This is a genomic window from Fischerella sp., assembly GCF_013388695.1.
Lineage (GTDB): Bacteria > Cyanobacteriota > Cyanobacteriia > Cyanobacteriales > Nostocaceae > PCC9605.
Window position 1 is genome coordinate 1 of the sequence record NZ_JACAEU010000199.1, and the last position, 9,370, is coordinate 9,370.

General features: G+C 43.1%; 7 protein-coding genes. 2 read left to right on the plus strand and 5 right to left on the minus strand.

Annotated features, from left to right (window positions below; genetic code table 11):
• Window positions 1–326: 326 nt before the first annotated feature.
• Window positions 327–2,375, minus strand: a complete 2,049-nt coding sequence (locus HXY43_RS25885) for a response regulator (protein ID WP_290889843.1) — start codon at window positions 2,373–2,375, stop codon at window positions 327–329.
• A gap of 302 nt (window positions 2,376–2,677) precedes the next feature.
• Here HXY43_RS25885 and HXY43_RS25890 point away from each other — a divergent pair, with 302 nt between their 5' ends.
• A complete protein-coding gene (locus HXY43_RS25890; RefSeq protein WP_367161525.1) occupies window positions 2,678–2,893 on the plus strand; it encodes a hypothetical protein in 216 nt (71 codons plus the stop codon).
• A 388-nt stretch (window positions 2,894–3,281) separates the two neighbouring features.
• Here the strand turns inward: HXY43_RS25890 and modB are convergent, their stop codons facing one another.
• Together modB and modA are read right to left on the minus strand one after the other, a co-directional pair.
• The gene (modB, locus tag HXY43_RS25895; protein WP_290889846.1) at window positions 3,282–5,189 is read right to left on the minus strand and encodes a molybdate ABC transporter permease subunit; all 1,908 of its coding nucleotides are present in this window, start codon (window positions 5,187–5,189) and stop codon (window positions 3,282–3,284) included.
• Between the two features lie 118 nt (window positions 5,190–5,307).
• The gene (modA, locus tag HXY43_RS25900; RefSeq protein ID WP_290889849.1) at window positions 5,308–6,102 is read right to left on the minus strand and encodes a molybdate ABC transporter substrate-binding protein; all 795 of its coding nucleotides are present in this window, start codon (window positions 6,100–6,102) and stop codon (window positions 5,308–5,310) included.
• A gap of 97 nt (window positions 6,103–6,199) precedes the next feature.
• Here modA and HXY43_RS25905 point away from each other — a divergent pair, with 97 nt between their 5' ends.
• Window positions 6,200–6,640: a molybdopterin-binding protein gene (locus HXY43_RS25905; protein WP_026733739.1), complete on the plus strand. Its 441-nt coding sequence runs from the start codon at window positions 6,200–6,202 to the stop codon at window positions 6,638–6,640.
• A 132-nt stretch (window positions 6,641–6,772) separates the two neighbouring features.
• Here the strand turns inward: HXY43_RS25905 and HXY43_RS25910 are convergent, their stop codons facing one another.
• Window positions 6,773–7,123, minus strand: coding sequence for a hypothetical protein (locus HXY43_RS25910; protein ID WP_290889855.1), 351 nt, complete (start codon window positions 7,121–7,123; stop codon window positions 6,773–6,775).
• Window positions 7,124–7,334: 211 nt separating this feature from the next.
• On the minus strand, window positions 7,335–8,933 hold the full coding sequence (locus HXY43_RS25915; RefSeq protein WP_290889859.1) for a CocE/NonD family hydrolase: 1,599 nt from the start codon (window positions 8,931–8,933) through the stop codon (window positions 7,335–7,337).
• Between the last annotated feature and the right edge of the window lie 437 nt (window positions 8,934–9,370).

The following is a 9,370-nucleotide window of genomic DNA, read 5'->3' on the forward strand; positions in this document are numbered from 1 at the left end:
CAGTTCAGTTAAGGATTGTCCATAGTAATTACGTGTGTGTAGAGACGTTGCAATGCAACGTCTTTACAAATTTTATCGTTAGTCAAATTATCTTATACCGATTCAAAAAATGTTTAAGGACAGATAACCCCACCCGTGGTGACGGCACCCTCCCCGCGAGTTCGCTTAGGGTTGGGGAGGGGTCTTATCTATGTGTTGCATTCTTTTTTCAAATTGGTATTATCTGAACCGTATTGGATTTTATCCAAATTGTACTTTAACCAATTCCACGAAATTCCCCACCCGAGCGCGAAGTAGAGACGCGATATATCGCGTCTCTACAAAATTCACTTTTGCACCCGCTGCAATCGATTCAGCACGCGTGAGACTAGTTCTGTCTTGACAATTGGTTTACTCACATAGTCATCTGCGCCCATAGCAAACACCCTGGATACAGTTTCTATATCCGTGTAAGCAGATAAAAACAGTATTGGTATCTCACCCCAACGGGAATCATTACGTACCACCTGGCACAGATCTAGTCCACTGAAATGAGGCATATTTACATCTAAAATCAACAGATTGGGAGCAAAAGCTTCCAGAGTTTCCCAGAAACGTTGGCTATTTTCCAAAGTCGTTACCTGAAGTCCCCAGTATGAGAAGAGGACAGACAGGACATTTAATATCTCAGGTTCATCATCCACCACCATTACTTTGGCTTTCACTGCACGGGTTTGATTTAGTACCTTAATGACTGTTTGGAGAATGCGATCGGCAAGCATCGGTTTGTGTAAAAAAGTATCCGCTCCCAGACGAGCTACTTCCAATCTGAGACTCAACTGACTCTGGGCGGTAAATACCACAACTGGAATTTCAGGTTTTTGCTTAGTTAGTTCTGCTAGCAGCGTTAGTCCATTTTCTGTTGTGCTGGGAAAGGTGAGGTCTAGCAGAATGAGATCGGGAGGATTGTCAGCAATTACTTTCCGAGCAGCAGTTAAATTTGTTACTACCTCAACCTGCAAGCCCCAAGCCATTCCCTCTATCTTCAAATGTTCGGTCAGCACTGTGTCATCATCGATTACCAGTAGTCGAGGTGAGGAGTGGGGGAGTGGAGGAGTGGGAGAGTGGGAGGAAATGTAGAGACGCGCCATGGCGCGTCTGGGAGAGTGGGAGAGTGGGGGAGTGGGAGAGTAATTTTGAATTTTGAATTGTTCATTTCTCCCCATCTCCCCATCTTCCCCTTGTCCTTTCACCACAACTTGCCACAGTAAATCCACCAATTCTTTTATCTGTAGTGCTACACTGCGATCCGCATCTGTCTGATTCTGGAGTAACTGCTCAATTTGCCGTACCACCTTTGAGCCTTCTGGCAAGCCCAAAGATCCCAGTGAACCAATTAAGCGGTGTGCCTCTGCTGTTGCTTTTTGACGCAGTGTATTATCGAGGGTTCCATTGGCAAGGAGAGCGATCGCCCGCTCAAATAATTCAATCTGTTCGCTGAGACTATTTTTAAATTCTTCTCTCATCTTTGCAACTACAGCCATAACCTCTGTTTCGGCTTCTATGCGGGATTGAGAAGGTGGGGTGATGGGGTGTAGACGCGCAAGCGGCTTCCCGTAGGGTAGGGGTGATGGGGTGATGGGGAATGGATCGAATTTTTGTATTTTTAATTTTGAATTTTCAATTGTTAATTTCCCTATGTCTTCGTTTCCCGTCTTCTCCCTTTCCTCTTTCAGACGATAGCCCAATCCATAAACTGTCTCAATCAAATCTTTGGTCATGCCAGCTGCTTTTAGCTTTCTTCGCAAGCCCTTAATTTGAGTTGTAACAGCTTCTTCTCCTGGAAATTCGCCCTCAGGCCAGACAAGATCTAGTATGGCACTGCGACTGAAAATCCGCTGAGGATTTCTGAGCAGAAGTTCCAGTAAACCATACTCTCTCGGGGTGAGGTGCAGACGTTTCTCGTTGTAGGTAACTTCCCTAATTTTCAGATCCAATTTTAAGTTTTCCCAGGTAAGTTCCTCAGCTAATATAGTCCTCCCGCGTCGCAGTAGAGCACGTACTCTAGCAATTAACTCTAAAAAATCAAAAGGTTTGATTACATAATCATCTGCGCCAGCATCTAAACCCATAACTCGATCTGTGCTACTGTCTAGAGCAGTTAGCATGAGAATTGGCACTTCATAACCTTCGCTACGGAGTTGGCGACAAATGCTAATACCATCCAGCCCAGGGAGAAGCACATCCAGCAATATCAGGTTATAGTCATATGCTTTTGCTAACCTCAGCCCAGTTTCACCGTCGTTTGTGGCATCTACCACATAATTATGGTCAACGAGTAATTTAGAAAGTGTTGAAGTGGTACATTGATGATCTTCTATTAGTAAAATTTTCATTTAAATTACCTCTTTTGTAAAATGTGTGTCAAGATGGTAATTTCTTTGTCGGTCAATATACAAAAAAGATTCTGTAAAATTTATCGAATCTGCTGTAAGAGGGGAGGTAAGACCAAAACTCGGACGAAAGTTTAAGTTACAGCACTCGCCTGTGAGTACAGAAGCCTCTAGTGTAGCGTAGCGAAACTAGGGATAGTTTACAAGCTATTTGCAGACATTTTTTCCATTTCTATAATAGAAGTGCATAAATTGATTTTACTGACACCCATTAATAATACACAGAAGAAATCTAGGTTATAGGAATGTTGTTGCATATCTCAGAGAATATTCAAGTAGGTAACAAAGCGTTGATTTTAGCTCCAGAATATGTAGCCGGAAAAGTGGGAGTAGTTTGTGGACGAGAAACTCTTTTAGATGTTCGCTCTAGCGATCGCTGGCTCATCCGGTTAGACTTTGAAAATATGGTGGTTTCACTAAACCCAAGTGAGTTTCAGGTTATAAGTCAGAGTCAAGGGTAGGATCATCAACAGAGTAATGAAGTTACTGTCAGTCACTACCTATGCATTCAAAAAGGGGCTATTAAACCGCCCCTTTTTTAGTAGATTTCAAAAATATAGGAATCCGATTTGATTTATGAAAAAATCTAAGTATCTGTAGGGTGTGTTACGCGATCGCGTAACGCACCCTACGTATATTTCAAAAATCAAATATGAGTCCTATATATTTAGTTAATAGTAATCATTACATCCGATGATTTGATAACAGCATAAGTAGGACGGCGTAATTAATTAAAGGTTTGTAGTGTAGACGCTCGTAAGAACGGCTTCCCGTAGAACTTTAGTCCTCTATGTTACGTGACTTAACATAGTTGGATTTATTCCCGCCGACTTACTTATACTTGTTCATTTATTTCATTAACATCAGTCGCAATGAATCTAAACGAACGTACCACGGTAAAGGTTTATCTTTAAGAGTCGCCCATTTTTCCTTGAAAATCTCTGCTTGCAGGTGGTAATCGCGGCTAATTTTCCTAGAGGAATGCAGTCTTAAAAATAGCGTCATGCGGTGTGGCGTTTCACTAGTTCTTACCAACCAACAAGGAAAGGTATTTTCTTGGTTGGGGTTGTCGGTGAAGGCAATTTGATGAGCGCGAATACCCACATGTGAGAATGAGTCAGGTATCGATTCAACAACTTGCAGAGTGCAATCCCAGTCAACAGCCTCCACTACTTGCGAGGATATAGCAACAGCACTGGAGAAGTTTTTGCAACCTGTTAATTGAGCAACACTCACAGTGGTGGGATTTTCAAAGATATCGTATTTTGTGCCATGATGAACGGCTTTGCCATGCTCCATCACCAACAGATTTGGACAAACGCGGTAGGCCTCTTCCATATTATGGGTGACAAATAAGCTGATGCCTTGATAATCAGCAAGTGTTGTCACCATTTGTTGTTCCAATTGACTGCGTAAGTGGGTATCCAATGCGGAAAATGGTTCGTCTAACAGCAATGCTTCCGGACTAGATGCCAAAGCCCTTGCTAACGCAACCCGCTGCTGTTGCCCGCCAGAGAGTTGATGTGGATAGCGATCGCCCAATCCCTGTAACTGCACTGCCAGTAATTGAGCTTCTACTCGTTGCTTGATGGCTAACTTCGATAGTCCTTTCGGCAAACCAAAAGCAATATTTTGCGCCACAGTCATATTGGGAAACAGAGCATAATTTTGGACTACGAACCCAACGCGGCGATCGCGGCTAGGTAAATTAATTCCCTGTTCAGAATCAAACAGTACTCGCCCATTCAGAACTATACGGCCTTTGGTTGGTGTTTCTATACCAGCAATGCAACGTAAAACCATGCTCTTACCAGCGCCAGATCCCCCTAATAATCCCAGGGGTTGCTCGTCAGCATTAAAGGAAACTTTTAAATGAAAGCCAGGAAGTATTTTTTCGATGTCTACAATTAGTCCAGAAATAGGGGATTGGGGATTGAGGATTGGGGATTGGGGATTGGGGATTGGGGATTGGATCTTTTCTATGCTCGATACCCGATGCCCATTGCCCATTGCCCATTGCCCGTTGCCCGATGCCCGATGCCCATTGTCCCTTGCCCATTGCCCAATGCCCCTTATCCCCCTGTCTCCTTTTGTGCTTTTCTCCCTGCACTCCTGCCAAAAGTTGACGGCAATAATTCCAGATAGAGAAATCATTATAATGGCGATCGCCCAGAACCAAGCTTCATCCATTGCTCCGGCTTCCACAGCAAAATAAATCGCCATTGGTATTGTCTGTGTTTGTCCGGGGATATTGCCAGCTAGCATCAGGGTAGCGCCGAATTCACCCAAGGCACGGGCAAAAGCGAGAGTTGTTGCCGCTAAAATTCCAGGGAAAGTCAAGGGTAAACTGATGCGCCAAAATATATTCAATTCATTTGCACCCAGAGTTCTCGCTACCCGTAAGAGATTCCGATCTATTTGTTCAAAAGCTCCTAGTGCAGTTTTATACATTAACGGCAGGGATACTACTGTAGCGGCGATCGCAGCACCGTACCAAGTAAAAACAATGCTAAAGTCGAAAGCCTCCATGAGTTTGCCCATCGGGCCATTTTTGCCAAAGAAAACCAGCAGGATGAAGCCCACGACTGTTGGAGGTAAAATCAGGGGAGCAACTAAAATACCTTCAATCAGCGATTTGCCCTTGCCACGATATCCCAGCATCCAGTATGCAGTTGCAATACCAATAAAGAAAGTAATAAATGTAGCAAGCAAAGAAGTTTTCAGCGATATCCAAAGGGGAGATAAATCTTGTGGCATAGTACCAACTAGTTAACCAAAAAGTTGGTAGTAAAAAAGGTAAAAAGCAAGACAGTTTTGCAAAAAGCCAAAAATTAAATAGCGATCGCAATCCTAGTCCCTATTTTCCTAGGAGTTATTAAGGCAAGATAAAACCCGATTTTTGCAGTACAGCCTTAGCTTGTTCGCTAGATAAAAACTTGACAAAATCCCGTGCTGCTTGAGTATTTTTACTTGTTTTTAAGACTGCGAGCGGATAGACAATCGGAGAGTGGTACTTTTCATCAGCAGCAACGACTACTTTGACGTTGTTAGAAATTTTGGCATCAGTCATATAAACTAAGCCTGCATCAGCATTGCCGCTTTCTACTGCTGCTAAGACTTGACGCACATTGTTAGCATAAACAAGCTTGGGTTTAAGCTGTGCGTAAATACCCAATTTCTGGAGGACTTGCTCGGCATATTGCCCCGCAGGCACACTTCTTGTTTCGCCGATGGAAATTTTCTTAATTTTGGAGTCTTTGAGATTGTCAAAGCTGCTAACACCTGTAAAATTGTTTGGCACAATCAAAACCAGACGGTTTTTTGCTAGGATGCTACGGGTATCTGGAACTAGCTGCCCCGATCGCTCCAAAGTGTCCATCTGCTTGTTGGCAGCAGAGATAAACACATCTACAGGCGCTCCCTGTTGAATTTGTTGCAGTAAAGCACCAGAAGCTCCAAAGTTATATCTAATATTGACATTTGGTTGACTTTGTTGGTAGCTCGTCTTGATTTCTTCCATGACATCTTTCAAACTGGCAGCAGCAGACACAAGCAAATTTGTGTTTGACTGTGCTACCACAACAGAAGGAGTCAAAAATGGCAAGCCAACTGCTACTATCAAGCTAGTAATTGCCATGCCAATTAAGGTAAAAAGTTGTCTTCTTTTCATTGATCATCCACCCTTGAAGAGTGCTTTTGCCTAAAATTGGTGGTTGGTAAAATCCTACCAAGATAATCCCAAAATTACCAAATAATTTGGTAAAGCTATGCCAAGAAAAGAACAAGGATGGATCACATTTCAAGCTTCGGAGGAAGAACGAAAAATTTTGGAAGAGTTGTCTCAAGAGTCACAACGCACTAAAACAGAGATTCTCCGGGAACTTGTGCGTGGGCTTAGTCAACATTCCTCGCGATCGCCACAATCAATACCAACCAAGCAGACACACCAAAAAGATGCTGACACTCACAAGGCAGAAGTTACTACTTCCAAAAAGCCTCTCAAAGTTAGCTCTCGCAATGTTCTCAAAGGTGTAGTGACAAAAGTTATTCGAGGAGAAGTTAGCTCTCAGGTGACTTTGAAGGTTGTTCACGAAGTAGAGTTAACTTCGATTATTACTACCGCGTCAGCAGAAGAGTTGGAGATAGACGAGGGAACAGAAGCTTATGCAGTGATTAAATCCAATGATATTGTCATCGCCAAGGATTAAAACCGAGTTAATTTTTTTGACGATCAACTTGATCTGACTCAATCATCTTGATTGTGATTTTTGGTAGAAGGATTAATTGAACCGTTTAAGTTGCCGATCTGCGACTGATTTTTTAACCAAGCGATCAAACCTTCAGAAAGTTGAGACAAGGAATTTTCTAACTTTAGGTGAAACTTTCAAGGGTAAACTTCCAGACCGCAAATGCAGGGAGCGTTGCGGAAAAGGGATCTGAATATTTTGCTTGCGTAAGTGGATAACGATGGCAATAGATTCTTGAACACCTCGGCTGATAGTGGTGATACGTAATACCCGCGATCGCAACAGATTAGTGACTGCTCCAGCAACAGCCACCAATCCAAAAAACAGGCAGATCAGGATAATTATATTAATGACCGAATAAGAACTTTCCCCGATAGAAATGACTGGTGAGGTCAAACTCATCCTGAGAATATTGGCAATCTGCCGACTCCACTCCCGCGTCAAAGGGAATAAGTCAAGAGTTTTGCTTGTAAACTCCAGATGTAAGCCAAAAGGAATAAACTATAGTGCTTTTCGTTTGAATGAGGTACACGCTTCGGGGCAATTCATGAATTGCCCCTACGATGGCCTGTACTTCACTCAATTGCAAACCGCTATATCAAATCAGCAACCTCTAAAGGCGCACTCCTGCGTAGAAGCCTGAGTTCCTATTGTCTTAAGACACTGCAACTACAGGTAATAACACTTGGGAAAAAGAAGTACCCCCACAACCCACTGTTAATGTGATAATTTCTGCGTCCATACCAAAGGGTGAATTATTACCTGGATTGATTGCATAGGCTGGGAAACACGCAGCACTCAAACTCAATCGCAAGGCATTACCTCTGGTAATTCGCGCACAAGTCGCCTGCAATTGAATTTTTCTAGTGACGCGATTCATGCCATCTTGACAGCGAAGGTAGCCTTGCGTCAAATTATATACTCTTCCATCAGGATACACTTCTGACAGTACTACACATAAATCAAAGCTGGATTTGTCGGCACTACAAACAATTGCCACTACCACATCACCTGCTAAATGCAGGTCTGAATCAAGCGGTTTACTAGTGTAAGTCAACACATCAGCACGGCAATCAATATGCGATCGCTCAAACACACCCGCAGGAATAGCCGCATGACCACCCAAAGAGGGAACTGGCCGCCAGGGGTCATGAACTAACACATCATCTACGCCAATTTCCGGGCAAATTGTCGTGATAATACCTTCCTCCTTCCGGATACTGGTAATTCCTTGTGTTGACAAAAAGCAAGACTTATGTTCATATTCTGGAAAGCAAGAAAATCCTTGCCAAGTATTACTTCCGATCTCAAACATCCAAACAGGCATCTGTTCAAGCAAACCTGTATTAATGCCTTTGAGAAATTGGTCAAACCAGCATATTTGCATCCGATCAACAGGACTGATAGCATTGACGCCGAAGTCTACTTCACCAACTTTGCGACTCCAAGGTAAATGCGTCCAAGGGCCGACTAAAAGTTGTTGACGGTACTGACTCCGCATTGCCATATCTTTATATAAATTCAGAGTGCCACGCAAATAACTATCAAACCATCCCCCGATATGGAACATGGGCAAATCAACATCTTTCATGTGTGTTTTGGGCGAAAGTTGTTGCCAATAGGCATCAGGTTGCGAATGTTCTAGCCACTCGTGATAAAACGAATCAGGGGCAAGATTGTTGAGGATTTCTGGGTGCGTCGGAACCGCATCGTCCAAAGGTAAATTTCGAGAAGCAGCTAATAAGGCCTGGTAAGCTTGTTTATCTCCTCGCAAACGGGCAGTTTCTGTTGCTAATTGAATTGCCCAAGCAAGATTGTTTTGCAAGCAGAATGCGCCACCTTCATAAGCCCAATCTGCATATAAATCATAGCCAATCATTGCCGGACAAATTGTTTTTAATGCAGATGGTTTAGCAGCAGCGGCGTATAGTTGAGTCATTCCTTGATAAGAGAAACCATACATCCCGACTGCACCATTACTGCCAGGTAAATTTGCTGCCCAGTTTACCGCATCTTCACCATCAGCAATTTCGTGGGCAAACAGCTTGAATTCACCTGCTGATGTACCGCGTCCGCGTACATCTTGAATTACCACAATATAGCCGTGAGCAGCATACCAACTTGGATGAGCATAGACAACAGTAGAAGCGATCGCTCTGCCATAGGGTTGACGCATTAATAATACGGGAAATTCCCCATCAGCATCAGGGCGGTAAATATCTGCATCCAAGCGTATGCCATCGCGGGTATACATCGATGCGGTTTGTTTAGGGAAGAGTTTTAGCATGGGTATGAAGGAAAGATGATTAATTCGACCACAGATGATTTGGATAGATTTATCGTAAATGCAAAGTTTGTGGTCGTAGCTTGAAAAAAGGTGACTATCACTTTATGTAGCTATAGGAATCCGATTTGATTTATGAAAAAATCTAAGTATCTGTAGGGTGTGTTACGCGATCGCGTAACGCACCAAAGCCTTTGGATGGTGCGTTAGCCAGAGGCATAACGCAACGGCAATAAAGGGGGAGGAAAATCCACACCCCTTTTTGCCTCCCCTACGTATATTTCAAAAATCGGCGTTGCTGAATCAAGATATGAATTTACAATTCACGGGTATGTAGAGACGTAGCATTGCTACGTCTCTACAATGATTTGGCATCGAACTACAAAAATGTATGCACACATAATTCA